15 protein-coding genes are annotated in these 14,374 nt (G+C 70.2%); 7 read left to right on the top strand and 8 right to left on the bottom strand.

Features of this window, described 5'->3' with window-relative positions:
* Positions 1–441 precede the first annotated feature (441 nt).
* The 6 genes from ACJ6WD_RS37845 to ACJ6WD_RS37820 form a co-directional block, all read right to left on the bottom strand.
* Positions 442–753, bottom strand: coding sequence for a hypothetical protein (locus ACJ6WD_RS37845; RefSeq protein WP_407617512.1), 312 nt, complete (start codon positions 751–753; stop codon positions 442–444).
* A gap of 116 nt (positions 754–869) precedes the next feature.
* Positions 870–1,940 carry a terpene synthase family protein gene (locus ACJ6WD_RS37840; RefSeq protein WP_407617511.1) on the bottom strand — a complete coding sequence of 357 codons (1,071 nt, stop codon included), beginning with the start codon at positions 1,938–1,940 and terminating at the stop codon, positions 870–872.
* A gap of 40 nt (positions 1,941–1,980) precedes the next feature.
* Entirely contained in the window at positions 1,981–2,304 is a 324-nt protein-coding gene (locus tag ACJ6WD_RS37835) for a DNA-3-methyladenine glycosylase I (protein WP_374206907.1), read from the bottom strand.
* A gap of 9 nt (positions 2,305–2,313) precedes the next feature.
* Positions 2,314–2,478 (bottom strand): hypothetical protein, encoded by a 165-nt coding sequence (locus tag ACJ6WD_RS37830; RefSeq protein WP_376436585.1) that lies wholly within the window; start codon positions 2,476–2,478, stop codon positions 2,314–2,316.
* A 167-nt stretch (positions 2,479–2,645) separates the two neighbouring features.
* On the bottom strand, positions 2,646–3,158 hold the full coding sequence (locus ACJ6WD_RS37825; protein ID WP_233661694.1) for a methylated-DNA--[protein]-cysteine S-methyltransferase: 513 nt from the start codon (positions 3,156–3,158) through the stop codon (positions 2,646–2,648).
* Positions 3,159–3,642: 484 nt separating this feature from the next.
* The gene (locus ACJ6WD_RS37820; RefSeq protein WP_407617510.1) at positions 3,643–4,620 is read right to left on the bottom strand and encodes an Lrp/AsnC family transcriptional regulator; all 978 of its coding nucleotides are present in this window, start codon (positions 4,618–4,620) and stop codon (positions 3,643–3,645) included.
* A 136-nt stretch (positions 4,621–4,756) separates the two neighbouring features.
* On the opposite strand from ACJ6WD_RS37820, the gene ACJ6WD_RS37815 reads away from it, so the two are divergent.
* From ACJ6WD_RS37815 to ACJ6WD_RS37805, 3 genes are all read left to right on the top strand, one after another.
* A complete protein-coding gene (locus ACJ6WD_RS37815) occupies positions 4,757–6,376 on the top strand; it encodes an amidohydrolase (protein ID WP_407617509.1) in 1,620 nt (539 codons plus the stop codon).
* A gap of 153 nt (positions 6,377–6,529) precedes the next feature.
* Positions 6,530–7,138: a PhzF family phenazine biosynthesis protein gene (locus ACJ6WD_RS37810; RefSeq protein ID WP_407617508.1), complete on the top strand. Its 609-nt coding sequence runs from the start codon at positions 6,530–6,532 to the stop codon at positions 7,136–7,138.
* The gene (locus ACJ6WD_RS37805; RefSeq protein ID WP_407617507.1) at positions 7,089–7,373 is read left to right on the top strand and encodes a PhzF family phenazine biosynthesis protein; all 285 of its coding nucleotides are present in this window, start codon (positions 7,089–7,091) and stop codon (positions 7,371–7,373) included. The genes ACJ6WD_RS37810 and ACJ6WD_RS37805 overlap by 50 nt, the downstream gene beginning before the upstream one ends.
* Here ACJ6WD_RS37805 and ACJ6WD_RS37800 read toward each other — a convergent pair.
* On the bottom strand, positions 7,363–7,827 hold the full coding sequence (locus ACJ6WD_RS37800; protein WP_233661691.1) for an Lrp/AsnC family transcriptional regulator: 465 nt from the start codon (positions 7,825–7,827) through the stop codon (positions 7,363–7,365). The genes ACJ6WD_RS37805 and ACJ6WD_RS37800 overlap by 11 nt on opposite strands.
* A gap of 152 nt (positions 7,828–7,979) precedes the next feature.
* Here ACJ6WD_RS37800 and ACJ6WD_RS37795 point away from each other — a divergent pair, with 152 nt between their 5' ends.
* Together ACJ6WD_RS37795 and ACJ6WD_RS37790 are read left to right on the top strand one after the other, a co-directional pair.
* Positions 7,980–9,164, top strand: a complete 1,185-nt coding sequence (locus ACJ6WD_RS37795) for a trans-sulfuration enzyme family protein (RefSeq protein WP_407617506.1) — start codon at positions 7,980–7,982, stop codon at positions 9,162–9,164.
* A 235-nt stretch (positions 9,165–9,399) separates the two neighbouring features.
* Complete coding sequence (locus ACJ6WD_RS37790) at positions 9,400–10,698, top strand: amidohydrolase family protein (RefSeq protein ID WP_407617505.1); 1,299 nt, start codon at positions 9,400–9,402, stop codon at positions 10,696–10,698.
* A gap of 1,132 nt (positions 10,699–11,830) precedes the next feature.
* On the opposite strand, the gene ACJ6WD_RS37785 is transcribed toward ACJ6WD_RS37790, so the two are convergent.
* Complete coding sequence (locus ACJ6WD_RS37785; RefSeq protein ID WP_233661688.1) at positions 11,831–12,055, bottom strand: hypothetical protein; 225 nt, start codon at positions 12,053–12,055, stop codon at positions 11,831–11,833.
* Between the two features lie 346 nt (positions 12,056–12,401).
* On the opposite strand from ACJ6WD_RS37785, the gene ACJ6WD_RS37780 reads away from it, so the two are divergent.
* Complete coding sequence (locus tag ACJ6WD_RS37780) at positions 12,402–13,691, top strand: hypothetical protein (protein ID WP_233661720.1); 1,290 nt, start codon at positions 12,402–12,404, stop codon at positions 13,689–13,691.
* Positions 13,692–13,799: 108 nt separating this feature from the next.
* Complete coding sequence (locus ACJ6WD_RS37775; RefSeq protein WP_407617504.1) at positions 13,800–14,039, top strand: hypothetical protein; 240 nt, start codon at positions 13,800–13,802, stop codon at positions 14,037–14,039.
* Positions 14,040–14,374: the final 335 nt, after the last annotated feature.

Raw genomic sequence — 14,374 nt, 5'->3', positions numbered from 1 at the left:
GCAGCGGGTTCGACGAGGCAGGCGCGCATCTTCCACAGCACCGTCACCGCCGAACCCTTCGGCTCCGACTCTGCTCCTGGCCCGCCGGACAGTCCTGGAGCGTGGGCCCAGCGCAACGGGCAGTCGGCGGCGGCGTGGACGGTGCGCGCACCAACTCCCGCAACAGGCCCGCGATCTCGCGGCCGGACAGGCGAGCGTCCCCCTCCCGCGCAATCGTCTCCTCCAGCCCCAAAACGACCAGCGCCACGGCGCACCCGCCGGCACCGGCCGGCCCGCCCCGCTGATGGGCGGTCGGACAGCTGGCGCTCGCGAGTGCCCATCTGGCGTCGCGGGATGGCGTGGCGTTGGCGCAGTCGGTGCCGGCTGGGATCGCCTGGTTCGATGCGGCTCCCAGCCTTCTGGGAGTTCCGCCAGAAGGCGTGGTGGGCGCCGTCGCCTCGATCAGCCCTGTGAAGAGGGTTCGGTGGCGGGGAGCTGCGTGATCTTTGTGGGTTGGCTGCCGGGTCGGTGATGTGCGGTGGTGAGGCGCTGGAAACAGGCACGTTCGATAAGTGCGTACAGCAGCCAGGACACCATCAGGGCGGTTCTCCTCGCCGGGCGCGGCGGTGTGCGGGAGCAGTACCAGGGGTTCGGCTGCCCGTCCGGCCGCAGGGGACGCACCGCGGCGAGTGCCTGCTCCCATCTGAACAGCACCGCGGCGGGCAGCACCGGGGACCAGTCCCCCACCCACAGCCAGGGCACGCGCGACTCCACGACGCCGTCCTCCCGGCCGACGCCGGCCGGGAGACCTGCTCCACCTCGGCCAGGCAGCACGCGGCCGAGTTCCCCCCCGGCTCACACCAGGGCGCTGGGCGGCGTGACCTCTTGACCTACGGCCCAGTCAACCCGACAGTGCGCGAGGATGCGCTGGTGTGCCTGCGGAAGGCGTATACCGCCGACGTGCCCATCCCGCGGGGCATCCCAAGGGATCCGGCCGTCGCCTGGCCGAAGCGGCCGGTCAGCTCGTGCCACCGGTACGAGCCCGCCAGCGCCTCCTGCAGGGCCTCGATGAACGCCGCTGCTTCGGGCGGGACGTGCGCTGGGGCGTCGGCCAGCGTGTTCACCCTCGCGGTCAGCAGAGCGTTGACGACCTCCCCGGCGCCACGCCGGTCCACCCCGAGGGCGTTGTGCGTCACCTCCACGCCGTTGTTGCCGACTGTGCCCTCCTCGACCTCCCGGTCGTAGGACACGATGTCGTTGTGCAGGCTGACGCCGTCCACGAACGCGTCCAGGGCGGTGCGGAACTCCCGGCGGCCGTGCACGTTCGGGGGGAGTTCACCCAGCCCGTGTTCCATCAGCACGGCTGTGAACTGCAGACCGCCGAAGTCGCGGCGGGCCCCGAGATACTCGATCAGGTCGCTCACCGCACCGTCGACGTGCTCAAGTTCCCACAGCACACCCTCCAGGAAGCGCCGCACGCTGCTGACGAACCGGTCCCGCCACAGCGGACTCATGGTGGCGGCCGTACGGGTCCACAGACCCGCGAAGGCCCGCTCCACGGGGTTGTCCGGGCTCAGCGGCCGGGGCAGTGCGTCCAGCGGCAGGAACAGCATCAGCCGCTCCACCTGGGCCTCGGCCGATGCCTGGTCGTGGTCACGCCGGAACAGCGGCAGAAACAGATCATCGACGAACCACAGGGCGACATGCCAGGAAGTCACCAGGTCCAGTTCGTCGGCATCGGCGTCAGGATGGGTCAAGGCGACGAACAGCGGGAAGTCGGCCCGGGTGAAGGTTTTCTCACTCCACCGCTCTGGCCACGCCAGGTACTCCTCGTCGAACATGCCCATCCGCCCTGCCCACTCCTCGGCGTGCAAGCGGGCCTGATCGACATGCGGGTTGAGACGAGAGCGGAACGGCATGTGGAACTGCGGCTGCGGAGGAAATCCCATGATCAACAGCATCCTGCTCCCGCACCCGCGCATGCCCACACGATGCCAAAGTTCACTCGCAGGTGTTGAATTGCGTACCGCGCCGCAAGGCCGAGATGTTCCGCCTCGTGCGCGGCACCGGGCACCTCCTCGACGTGCACGACGTCCTCCATCGCGACCAGGTCGCGCTGCGGCCCACAGCCGGGACGCGGATCTTCGCGCGGTTGCGGACGATCCCGGCGTCGGCGATGAGCCGTTCGACGTCGGCGTCGCCGTAGCGGGCGACTCGGTCGGGGTCGAAGTCCTCGAACGCGGTACGGAACGCGGGCCGCTTGCGCAGGATCGTCGCCCACGGCAGTCCCGCTTGGAAGGCTTCCAGGCTGATGCGTTCGTACATGCCGCGTTCCTACCTGCCGCGTTCGTCGCGGACGGGCACGCCCCATTCTGTGTCGTAGTACTGGCGAAGCATCGGATCGGTGCTGGCCCACGCGGGTCGGGCGAGCCCGTCGTCCCCGACCACCACCCCGGGGTCGACGGGATGTTCCAGGGCAGGGGCGGTATCGCTGGCCATCGGGGATGTTCCTCACTGTTCTTCAGGGGACGGGTAGTTCTCAACCGCCTGGGCTCAAGGCGGATCCCGTGGCGCCGGTGCCGGGCCTCGGCGCGGGCCGCGCACAAGGGGGTCCGGGTATTCACGGCCTGATGAGCGTGCCATCCGGCCGCAGCGCGAGGTCGCGGCTAGAACAACCGTCCGGCCCGTGCCTCGGCCGGCTCCTCCAGGTCCAGCAGGATCTGCTTGCGTTCGAGCCCGCCGCCGAATCCGGTGAGTTTGCCGCCGGCGCCCACCACTCGGTGGCAGGGGATGACGATGCTCACCGGGTTGCGCCCCACGGCCTGGCCCACGGACTGTGCGAACCCCTTGCTCCCCAGCTCGACCGCGATGTCGCCGTAGGTGATCCGCTCGCCGTACGGGATGTCCCGCAGCTGTGCCCAGACCTGCTCCTGGAACTCGTCGCCGTTCGTGACCGCCGGAACGTCGAACACCTGCCGCTGCCCGGCGAAGTAATCGCCGAGTTCGCTGTGCGCCTGTGCCAGGACCGGATCGGTCGAGGTGTCGGCACGGCGGCCCCACGCCGCGGGCGGGGGCGTGTATCGGTAGCCCGGAAAGTACAGCCCCACCAGCGCGTCGTCGCCGGCGACGACCAGAAGCCGCCCCACCGGACTGTCCACATAGGCGTGTCGGACGTCCATTCCGATCTCCTGTCTGCAACTGCCGTCTGCCCGTGGTGAAGACGAGCGGGCGCCCTGAAACGTGAGACGCATTCTGGCCTAGACCGGCCGGACAGGACGGCGAGGCCGCCGAAGGCTGCGGCCAGGCCCCAGCCGGCCGGGGCGGTGTCTGGGTGGACGCCCTGCACGCTCATCCGGTGACCGTGCGCGCTGACGGCGCGGATCGGGACCGGGCCTACGGCCCAGAGGCGGAACTGGACGACGAGCCACGTCTGCTGAGCCGGGGTGAGCCGCGGACACCACCGGACGCCACCCGGCCCACCCTGGGGAAGGTCAGGACCATGTGGCGGACCGCCTCCACCGCCCTTCGCCCTGGCCGTCGTGGTGCGGGCTGTTGCCACGGTGCCGGGTGAAGGTGCGGGTGGTCGCACGGGGCGACGGCGCGGCTGGCCGTGGCGTTATGCGGCCGAGCTGGCGATAGACGGTCGCGGTGGCGTTGCCTTCGTCAGTGGCGGATCAGGCCCGTGCGTTTGACGGTTGCCAGCAGCGGGGTGGTGTCGATGGCGGTGACCGCGGACAGCGGGCCGACGGTGTCGGTGAGGAAGGTGTACAGCGCGTCGAGGTTCGCGGCGGCGACGGCGACGACCAGGTTGGCGGGACCGGTGGTGGCGGCGCAGAAGCGGACGTGCGGGTGGGCGCTCAAGGTCCGCGCCGTTTCCTGCAGTGCGCCTGGCCGTACGGCGATCCACAGCAACGCCTCGGTCTGTGCGCCGAGCAGCGCGAGATCGAGCTCGGTGGCCAGGCGCAGCACCTGGCCGTCCACCAGGGCCTCCAGTCGTCGTCGGGCGGTCAGCGCCGTGGTGCCGGCGCGGCGGGCCAGGTCCGTGTAGGTGGCCCGGCCGTCCTCGGTCAGGGCGGCGATCAGCGCGGTGTCGACGTCGGCTGGCGTGTACGACGGTGCCGGCGTCGTCGTCGGCGTGGGGTCGGGGGCGAGTTCGGCCAGTTCGGTTGGGGAGAGGAGACCGGCGGTCCAGCGGAACGCCGTGGGGAAGACGCGCAGCAGGGTGTGGGCGGTCCAGGAGCCGACGGCGTCGGTGGCTGGCAGGTCGCGCAGCAGCAGGTTGTTGCGGGCCTCCGGTCCTTCCAGGAAGAAGATCGTGGAGATCTCGTCGCCGCCGCCGAGGATGTCGACCCAGACGGTGTCGGTGCGGCGGGCCAGTGCCTGGGCGACCTGGCGGATCTTGTTGGGGCGGCAGCGGATGCGCAGGGCGACGGGGATGAGGTGCGGGAAGCGCGCCGGGTTGCGTACGGCGGTGGCGCGCAGGGTGCCGTCGGCGTAGAGCAGCGCGACACGGCGTACCACGGTGCGCTCGGACAGCCCCAGGCAGCGAGCCACCTCGCGCCATGAAGCGCGCGGCGAGGCGACCAGCGTGGCCGCGATCCGCCGATCCGTTTCATCGAGCACCTGTCGCATGATCCGCATGATAGGCCGAGGCACTGGCGCGCTTTCTGCGGATGGGCCTTCAGCTTGGCGGTAAATCTCCGATGCCCTCCTACAACGGTCTCGTCACCGAACGAGCCGTTCGGATCCGGCACCCGGAAGGATGAGGGAGAAGACGATGACTGATCACGGAGCCGACCTGCTGATCCGCGCGGGCGCGGTGCACACCCTGGTGCCCGGACGGGCCCCGCAGCGGGCACTGGCCGTACGCGGCGACCGCATCGCCGCCGTGTCCGCCGACCCCCACGGCCTCGACCACCTGGTGAGCGGGGGAACGGAGGTGCACGAACTGCCGGATGCCACCGTGCTGCCCGCCTTCGACGACACCCACACCCATCTGGTCTTCGCCGCGCTCGGCGCCCACGACGTCCCCGTCCATCAGGCCCGGAACATCCCCGAGCTCCTCGACCTGATCCGGCAGCGGGCCGCCGTCACCCCCGAGGGCGAGTGGATCCGCACCACCACCAACTGGCAGGAACTCAACCTGACCGAGCGCCGCATGCCCACCGCGGCCGAACTCGACACGGCCACCGACCGGCACCCGGTCCTCGTCAAGCGCGGCGGCCACAACGACGTCGTCAACACCCACGCGCTCCGTCTGGCGGGCATCACCGAGGACACCCCCGTACCACCGGGTGGCACCATCGGCCGCGGCAGCGACGGCGTACTGAACGGCCGGCTGATCGACAACGCCCTGCACCTGGTGGAGCATCTGGTCCCGGCCCCGGACCGGGCCGAGCGCATCGACGGACTGCGCCTGGCCAGCCGCGACTACGCCGCCACGGGCATCGGGACCGTGCGCGACTGCGCGGTGACCCCCGAGGACTACGCAGCGCTCCTGGCCGCCCGCGAGGCGGGGGCGCTCGGCACCCGGGTGCGCGCGCTGATCTCGGCGCTCGGACTGACCAGCGCAGCACAGGTGGAAGACCTGCTCGACGTCATGGAGGAGTGGCGTGACAACTCCGACCCGTGGCTGTCGGTGTGGGGCGTGAAGTTCGGTCTCGACGGCGGCCTGGAGGCCGGGGCCACCGAGGAGCCGTACGCCTGCGACCACGCCTTCTCCGGGATGCTGATCTGGGAGCCGGACGCGCTGACCGAGGCGGTCGAGGCCGTGGTGCGGCGCGGCTGGCGGGTCGGTACCCACGCCTACGGCGACCGCGCGGTCCGCACCCTCCTGGACGTCTACGAGCGTGTCCTTCAGCGCAACCCCGGCCTGCCCGCCGGCATGCTGGTGATGGAACACGGCGGCCTTGCCGGGCCCGAACAGCAGGCCCGCGCCGTCGAGTTGGGCATCCCCGTCACCATCCAGCAGCCACTGCTGCACGACACCGCCGAGGTGGAGGAGGGCTTCTGGGGCCCCGAACGCGTCGCCCGCCTCTTCCCCGCCCGGGGCTGGATCGACCTGGGAGCCCAGGTCAGCGCCGGATCAGACTTCCCCGTCGGCCAGTTCGGCGCCATGCGATCCATCTGGGGCATGACCACCCGGCAGACCGTCATCGGCGTCAAGGGCCCCGAACACGCCATCACGTACGACGAAGCCCTCACCCTGCACACCACGGGCGCCGCCCGCCTCACCGGCGAGGAACACCTGCGCGGCACCCTCACCCCCGGCCGCCTCGCCGACCTCACCATCTGGGACCAGGACCCCGCCCACTGCCCGGGTGACACCCTGCGCGACCTGAAGCCCACGCACACCTTCGTCGGCGGCCTCCTGGTCGCCGCCACCGGCACGCGGTGAACACGCCGCCTCCTCACGGCAGGGCAGTCAATCCACTTGGTGACGACTGGCCCTGTCGTGGTCGTGCGGGCGCCCGTTGGGATGGTCCTGCTTCCGCCGACGGGTGGAAGGTGCGGAGCCCGCCGTAGCCGCTACCGAAAGGTGTCGATGACCATGCCGCGTACCCGTTCGTTCGTGCAGGTCGATGTGTTTTCCACGAGCCTCTGCTCCGGCAATCCGGTCGCGGTCGTTCTGGACGGGACGGACCTGAGCGGGGAGGAGATGCAGCGGCTGGCGCGTTGGACGAATCTGTCCGAGACCACGTTCGTCCTGCCGCCCACCAACCCGGAGGCGGACTACCGGCTGCGGATCTTCACCCCGGGGGGCGAGCTGCCGTTCGCCGGGCACCCCACCCTCGGCTCCGCACGGGCCTGGCTGGACGGCGGCGGCACGCCGCAGCACGCCGAGCACCTTGTGCAGGAGTGCGCTGCGGGCCTGGTCACCGTGCGCCGCGGCGAGGGTGTGCTGTCCTTCGCCGCCCCGCCTCGGGTGCGGTGCGGCGCGCTGGACGACGGCTATCTGAAGCGGATCGTGGCCGCGTTCGGCATCACGCGGGAGCGGGTCGTGGCTCATCAGTGGGTCGACAACGGTCCCGGCTGGGCCGTGCTCCAACTGCCCACCGCTTGGGGAGGTCCTCGCCCTCGACCCCGACCTGACCCTCATCCCGGACGCGATGGTCGGCGCGATCGGCGCCCATCCCGAGGGATCCGAGTACGCCTTTGAGCTGCGCACTTTCGCCCCGGGCGCAGGTGTGCCCGAGGATCCCGCGTGCGGCAGCATGAACGCCGCCGTCGGCCAGTGGCTCACGTCCACCGGCGCCGCGCCCTCCAGCTACCGGGTCTCCCAGGGCACGAGGCTGGGACGGGCCGCGAGCATCGAGGTCACCGCCGATCCGGACGGCGCTGTCTGGGTCAGCGGCGCCGCCGTCATCTGCATCCGGGGCACCATCACTCTTTGACCTCCCTCCTGCCATGTGGGGTCGGGGAGAGCGTCTTCATGCTGACGTAGCTGGTCACCGTGGCCACGCCGGGCAGGGCGGCCAGCTGGTTGGCGTGGAAGTCCTCGTAGGCCGGCAGGTCGGCCACCTCGACCTGGAGCAGGTAGTCGAAGTTGCCGGTGATGTGGTGGCAGGCGACCACCTCGGGCAACTGGGTGATCCCGCGCTCGAACGCGGTCACGTCCGCGCGGGTGTGCCGCACCAGTCTGACGCCGGCGAACACCCGCAGACTGCGGCCGACCGCGGCGGGGTCGATCAGGGCCCGGTAGCCGCGGATGACTCCGGCTTCCTCCAGCTGGCGTACGCGCCGCAGACACGGTGACGGTGACAGCCCGACCCGTGCGGCGAGCTCGTTGTTGCTGATGCGGCCGTTCTTTTCGAGCTCGGCCAGGATCGACCGGTCCACTTCGTCCATGGTGGCAGGATATTGCGTGCCAGCGTTGACTACCACAATCGTGCACCCTTCATTGGCGCAATTTGCTGCCAAAATTGCTTCGATCCGCTCCGCTCCGAACTTCGGTCGGCCAGGCTTCATGACGTCGTACCGATGTCCACGGAAGGCCAGCCATGCCGGGCAACAGCACCATCACCGTCCACGCCGACCGCGAGATCCACCCCAGCCGCGCCGTGGCACCGCCCATCTACCAGACCGCGACGTTCTCGGCCGAGGACGGCGAGACGTTCGCGCGGGGCGCCGTCGAACCGCGGGGCAAGGACTTCTACACCCGCTTCGGCAACCCGAACCACGCCCAAGTGGCCGCCGTCGTAGCCCAGTTGGAGGGCACCGAGGCCGCGCTCGTCACCGCGTCCGGGATGGCCGCCCTCACCACCGCCGTGCTGGCGCTGGTGTCCGCCGGTGACCACGTCATCGGGCAGAAGTCCACCTACGGCGGCACCGGTTCGGTGCTGCTGAACCTGCTGCCGCGCCTGGGAGTGTCGACCACCGTGGTGGACCAGACCGATCCGGAGGCGTTCGCGAAGGCGCTCACTCCGCAGACCCGGCTGATTCTGGTGGAATCCCCGAGCAATCCGCTGCTGCAGATCACCGACCTGCGCGCCGTCGCGGAGCTGGCTCGCGCCCACGGCGTGCTCACCCTGGCGGACAACACCTTCGCCACCCCGCTGAACTCGCGTCCGGCGGACTTCGGCATCGACCTGGTCTGGCACAGCGCGACCAAGTACCTCAACGGCCACTCCGACGTCTCCGCCGGCGTGATCGCCGGGCCGGCCGAGTTGCTGAACCGGATCTGGGACGTCGGACTGCTCACCGGCGCCACCCTCGGTCCCATCGACGCCTGGCTGCTGCTGCGCGGCATGCGCACCCTGCCCCTGCGGGTGCCCCGGCACAACGCCAACGGCCAGGCGCTCGCGGAGGCCCTCGGAGAGCACCCGGCCGTGGCGAAGGTGCACTATCCGGGCCTCGCCTCCCACCCGCAGCACAAGCTGGCGGCCCGTCAGATGAGCGGCTTCGGCGGCGTGCTCGGCATCGAGTTCACCGGCGGCTTCGAGATGGCCGACGCCTTCCTCGGCAAACTGCGCTACTCCCTGCGGTCGGCCAGCCTCGGCGGCATCGAGTCCCTTGCCGTGCACCCGGCGTCCATGTGGCGCGGGATGCTCAGCGAGGACCAGATAGCCGAGTCGGTGCCGCTGGGCCTGGTCCGGCTGGCCGCGGGCACGGAGGACACCGCCGACCTGGTCGCCGACGCCCTCGCCGCCGCGCACGCCGTACACACCGCGGCGGCGAGCGCCTGAACCACCGAACCGGCCCTGGTGTGCTGGCGATCCTGGCCCTCATGGCGAGCCAGGGCGCCACCCGCGTGCAGCCGTACTTCACCGGCGGCCTGGCACCGGCCCTCTCCCCCGTCGACCACCTGCGGCAGAAGACCTGAGCACCCGCGACTGATCGACGCGGCCGCGAGTGGAGCCGCGGCAACCGCACAACACGATCGTCAACCCGCCCGAAAACACCTGTGAAGGAGTGCAACCGATGAAAGCCCTGCTCACTGGCGGCACCGTGGTCAGCATGGACCCGACGGTCGGCGATCTCGACCGCGGCGACGTGCTCATCGAAGACGGCGTGATCGTCGCCGTGGCCGAACGCATCGACGCGTCGGACGCCGAGGTCATCGACGCCGCCGACCGGATCGTCATGCCTGGCTTCGTCGACAACCACCGCCACAGCTGGCAGACCGCGTTCCGAGGCGTCGGCGCGGACTGGACGTTCCCCGAGTGGACACTGGCCATGCACGGCACCGTCAAGCCCCACTACCAGCCCGAAGACGTCTACGTGGGCACCCTCCTCGGCCGCCTGGAGGCCCTGCACTCCGGCGTGACCACGATGTTGGACTGGTACCACGTGGCGCAGACCCCCGAGCACGAGGACGCCGCCGTCGCGGCGCTGCGCGACGTGCCGGGGCGGTCCGTCTTCTGCCTCGGCGCCGGATGGGCCACCCCCGACTCCGTCGACACCGCCATCCGCCGCGTCCGCTCCGAACTCACCGACGGTGGCCTGGTCACCATGGCCTGGGGGCTGCGCGGTCCCGAAGACACGAGTATCGCCACCGTTGCCCGGGAGCTGAAGCTGGCCGCCGAGCTCGGGCTGCGCACCAGCCTGCACACCGGCTCCGACGGCACGCAGCGCCCCGTCGCCGACCTGAACGAGCACGGACTGCTGCGGGACACCACCACGTACGTGCACGCCAACGGCATCAGCGACGAAGAGCTGCGGATGCTCGCCGATGCGGGCAGCTCGATCTCGATCAGCCCCGACGTCGAGCTGAAAATGGGCTTCGGCTGGCCGATGACCGGCCGGGCGCTGGCCGCCGGTCTGCGTCCGACGCTGTCCGTCGACGACGTCCCGTCGGTCGGCGGCGACATGTTCTCCACCCTGCGTACCGCCTTCGCCGTCCAGCGCGGCCTGGACGGCGGCCTCAACTCCCGTGACCTGCTGGCCTTCACCACCATCGACGCCGCCGCCTCCTGCGGACTCGACACCCGGACCGGCAGCATCACACCCGGCAAGGACGCCGACATCATCCTCCTGCGCGCCGACGACATCACCGTCTTCCCCGTCACCGACCCAGCCGCCAGCATCGTCAGCCACGGCCACCCCGGTCTCGTCGACACCGTCCTGGTCGCGGGCCGCGTCGTCAAACGCGATGGAGCCCTGGTCGGCGTAGACCTGACCGCGCTGAAGACCCGCTTGACCGCCTCCCGTGACCGGGTCGCAGCCGCCTCCGGCGTCCGACTCGACCGCAGCTGGCGCCCCCAGCCCGCCGCGAAGTAGCCGCACCGAGCAAACCCTGCTGGCCCGCCCCGCCCACCCGTGTACATAAAGGGAAACCGGCTGATGAAACTCGTGACGTTCACCGACGCGGGCCGGGTGGCGTTCGGCCGCGTAGGCGACGATCCGACGCTCTTCGCCGCAAGCACCCGCTGATGCGGCCCGTTCCCATGCAGTCCGCTGCCAGAAGCCGGACGGGCGGGTAGTTGATGACGGTTGGCTGGGGCGCACCGACGTGCGAGGGCAGTGCGCCGCAGCCTGTTCCCGTCCGTCCAGTCCAGGCCGGGCTTGAGATTGACGGTAGGACGTTGCACGGCATGCCGCGAGGCGACGGGCCCGAGCAGCGCCGGTGCAGGATCGGGTGGTCTGCTGTCAGGGTGACGTGCGGGCCATGCCTTGGCGCCGTGGCTGGGCGGGGGCCGCTTCGACGGCGAATCCGAGGAGTGCCGCGACGGCGCGGGCCAGCTGCTGCGTTGGGACAAGGGCGACTTGGTGGTCCACCAGAGTGGTGGTGGCGAGGGCTCCGCCGGTGCAGCGGACGCATGCTGCCGCGGCCTCGGCGTAGCGGCCGTGGCACTCGCTGCGGTGACGAAGCCCAGGTCGCCGCCGCCGTCGACCGCACCGTGGGGGCCTTCGGCGGCAGCGGCGTCATCGTCAACTGCTCCTCCCACAGCCAGACACCAGAACCCGCCCACCAGTCAAGGCAGCAGCGGGGGCGCGGAGGACAGTGCACCGCCCCCGTTATGACCGGCCGGTGTGAACAGGTCGGTACCGACGACGCCCGGGCACAGCCGTCGTCCGCCAGGACGAAGCCGACACCTCGCCACAACGGCGGCCCACGAGCCAGCGAGCCTTGCCCCGCACCCAGCCCGCCGGACGGCGCACGGCGCGCCGCGTCCCGGACTCTCAGCCCCACACCAGGGCGGCCAGGCGGCGATCGCCCGGTCCCGCCACTCCCCCGCGGACGGCAAGATGCGCGGGCGCGGCCACCGTCGCCCCTGGCAGGGCACGGCGCCGCCTGTTCAGGCTTCGGCTCCGTCCTCCTCGGTGGCGATGTACACCTGGTAAGGGAATGTTTTTCTCCCTGGCTTTCTGATTGGTCGAGTTCTGTGCCCGCACTGGATGAGTTCGGGGCTCATGCGGACGCGTTCGGGTCGGCCGTCGGGATCGACGTTCCTGCTTCCGGCTCGCCGCCAGACACCATCTGGCGCGATTCGCTGGATTTCTTCCTTTCTGTCGTGCCGACGATTGTCTGCCCCCGATCGTTCATAGGGCCGTTCAGGCTGGCGCGCAAACCTTCAAGGCGCCATGGCCGCCGATGGTCCTCGGTTTCAGAACGTTCAAGTTGGCTGAATTTCATGATGATTTGGTGGCGGTGGGCCGCGCCGGCGGATGATGAGAGGCCGGTCTGGCAGTAGCTGGCCGTCGAGGTGTCGGCAGTGGAATCACGACTGAGACAGGCCATCCGTGCGGCGGTGGTGGCGGATCGTAGCTCCGCAGATGAAATTCTGATGAGCCCCGGGCAGGTCAAGGCTGCTTAACGGCCCATGAGGGGTCACGGGTTTCGCCTCGGACCGGCTGATTCCGTCATCGTCACTGCGTCACTGCCGACGCTAAATTCGCCTTGATCGACCACCGCTCCCCACTACATAACTGGCAGGGTTCCGGCCTAGGCCGAAATGGCGCTCGGCCAGGGAAAGGGCATGATGAGCCGCTTAAGACCTTCCGGCCGCTGGGCCACAGGGCTGGTCACCCTCACCGTGACCGCTGCATCCACACTCGCCGCCGTAACTGCCGTGGCCGGACCCGCCGCTGCGACAGGGCTTCCGAAACCCGTGACAACCGCGGACCAGCCGAAGCTCGGCGACGCCTGCACCTCCGCCGACCTCGGCGCGCGCCACCCCTACATCAAGTCCACCGAAGTGGTCCCGACGATCACCCACTTCAAGGGCTGGTACGTCACCGAGGGCACAACCGGCAACCAGACCGTCACCACCACCACCCAGACGACCATCTCGGTCTCCGTCGGCCTCAACGGCAATCTCGAGGGCGGTTTCGCCGTCGAGACCCTCGGCAAGGTCGGCGCGAGCCTGGGGCTGAACGTCAAGGTCGACTACTCCTCCACCAGCACCGAGTCGAATGCGGTCACCTGGAACTTCAACCAGCCCGGCTACTACGGCGCCTACAAGGGCACCAAGAAGGTCACCGGTACGTACGGAAGCCTCAACTGCAACCGTGTCCAACAGGGCGACGGCAGTTGGGCGTTGAAGTGGGTCGATGGGTCCGGCAACGGCAGCTTCACCACCTACACCACCCTTGAGGAAGGCGCGGTGCGCTGCCAGGACAAGGTCCCGGCAGGCAGCATCATGGCCAAGGCACAGGACCTCCTCGACTGCGGCTCGGCCGCCGCGAAGGCCGAGCACGCTGCGGGTGCAGTGGCGCCGACGGCGAAGCAGAAGCGGGACAGCCTCGCGCAGCGCCCGGCTCTCACCAGCGGCATGTCCGCCCAACTGCCCAAGGCCGCCGGGCACAGCACGCGGGCCGCTCTCGACTGCCAGGCCGGCGCCTACAAGATCGCCGTACCCGGCAAGCCCCTGTCCTGGGGCGCCCCGCTCCTGGCGGACGACGGCGTCCGCCTGCGGCCCTCAACGATCTTCAGCGCCCACCTGGACAACTGGCGCCTGTGCAACGTGACGGAGAACAACGGGGTCCTTGAGGCGTCCCTGTGGAACTGGGGCAACGGCGGGTGCGCGACCATCGCCGCGCAGAACGCGGCCACCGAACGGGCGGTCCTGCAGACGGCCCCCTGCACGGAGGATGACCTCCAGCGGTTCTACATCTACCGTGACGTACCCGGCAGCTCGAAGATCGGTGTGCAGAACAAGTACACCGGCTCCATGATGGGCCACGACCGGTACGCGGACGGGGAGTTCATCCGCCAGTACTCCAGCGGCAGGCAGGACGGTACGGGTACGTACACCCTGATCGGAGTCTGACGCCCCACACCTCGTGAGCGGCCCCGCACGCGAACCCCCAACCTCCCGGTTTCGTGCGGGGACCTCCGCGTCCCAAGGCCGGAATACCGTGAGGCCGCAACCCGGGACATGACCGACCAGAACATCCCCGACGCCCCGCAGGGCACGATCGCCCCAGGCCGCTTCCGGCGCACCCTGGCCCGGGATATCGCTCGGTGCCCGGAAGGGCTGATCGCGCTCGCCATCCAGTACGGCCACATGCGCACCGCCCTGGACGCCCGCACCTCCACCGGCTACGACTCCTGCAGCCGCGACGGCATGCACCCGGTCCTGGCCATCGGATCGGACCGGCCGCCCGCCGGACCCTGACCGCCGCCACGACCACTCCGCGCTTCGGCGCCCGGCCCGCTCGGCACACGCCTGCGCGCCAATGCAGTCCAGCTCCGTCCCACCGCCGACGTCCACGACGCCCACCGCAGGCGGCGGCAACAGCCCGAGCCCGAAGCCGTGGTCATCACGCAGCATCAGCACGGCCGGCGGCCGGATAGGCGCTCCCTCCCAGGCATCAACCAACTACCTGACGTGCCAACACATCCCGAGGCCATCAAGCCCATTCTGTTAGGAGTTCTACTGAGGCTTGATATTGGGGTTGACGGCCCGTCTGGTGGTGCTATCCCACGGATATGGAGGAGATGGGGCTGACG

It is taken from the genome of Streptomyces sp. VTCC 41912 (genome assembly GCF_045799175.1).
Classification (GTDB): domain Bacteria; phylum Actinomycetota; class Actinomycetes; order Streptomycetales; family Streptomycetaceae; genus Streptomyces; species Streptomyces albulus_C.
This window is presented reverse-complemented; position numbering and strand designations above follow the sequence as displayed.

Excerpts from the sequence above, each read along its gene's own strand:
- ACJ6WD_RS37800 (WP_233661691.1), bottom strand. The coding sequence starts at position 7,827 with ATGGACGAAGTGGACCGGTCGATCCTGGCCGAGCTCGAAAAGAACGGC.
- ACJ6WD_RS37830 (WP_376436585.1), bottom strand. The coding sequence starts at position 2,478 with ATGGCCAGCGATACCGCCCCTGCCCTGGAACATCCCGTCGACCCCGGG.
- ACJ6WD_RS37780 (WP_233661720.1), top strand. The coding sequence starts at position 12,402 with ATGAGCCGCTTAAGACCTTCCGGCCGCTGGGCCACAGGGCTGGTCACC.
- ACJ6WD_RS37825 (WP_233661694.1), bottom strand. The coding sequence starts at position 3,158 with ATGGACGTCCGACACGCCTATGTGGACAGTCCGGTGGGGCGGCTTCTG.
- ACJ6WD_RS37785 (WP_233661688.1), bottom strand. The coding sequence starts at position 12,055 with ATGAAATTCAGCCAACTTGAACGTTCTGAAACCGAGGACCATCGGCGG.
- ACJ6WD_RS37795 (WP_407617506.1), top strand. The coding sequence starts at position 7,980 with ATGCCGGGCAACAGCACCATCACCGTCCACGCCGACCGCGAGATCCAC.
- ACJ6WD_RS37805 (WP_407617507.1), top strand. The coding sequence starts at position 7,089 with ATGGTCGGCGCGATCGGCGCCCATCCCGAGGGATCCGAGTACGCCTTT.
- ACJ6WD_RS37790 (WP_407617505.1), top strand. The coding sequence starts at position 9,400 with ATGAAAGCCCTGCTCACTGGCGGCACCGTGGTCAGCATGGACCCGACG.
- ACJ6WD_RS37810 (WP_407617508.1), top strand. The coding sequence starts at position 6,530 with ATGCCGCGTACCCGTTCGTTCGTGCAGGTCGATGTGTTTTCCACGAGC.
- ACJ6WD_RS37775 (WP_407617504.1), top strand. The coding sequence starts at position 13,800 with ATGACCGACCAGAACATCCCCGACGCCCCGCAGGGCACGATCGCCCCA.
- ACJ6WD_RS37820 (WP_407617510.1), bottom strand. The coding sequence starts at position 4,620 with ATGCGGATCATGCGACAGGTGCTCGATGAAACGGATCGGCGGATCGCG.
- ACJ6WD_RS37840 (WP_407617511.1), bottom strand. The coding sequence starts at position 1,940 with ATGCTGTTGATCATGGGATTTCCTCCGCAGCCGCAGTTCCACATGCCG.
- ACJ6WD_RS37815 (WP_407617509.1), top strand. The coding sequence starts at position 4,757 with ATGACTGATCACGGAGCCGACCTGCTGATCCGCGCGGGCGCGGTGCAC.
- ACJ6WD_RS37835 (WP_374206907.1), bottom strand. The coding sequence starts at position 2,304 with ATGTACGAACGCATCAGCCTGGAAGCCTTCCAAGCGGGACTGCCGTGG.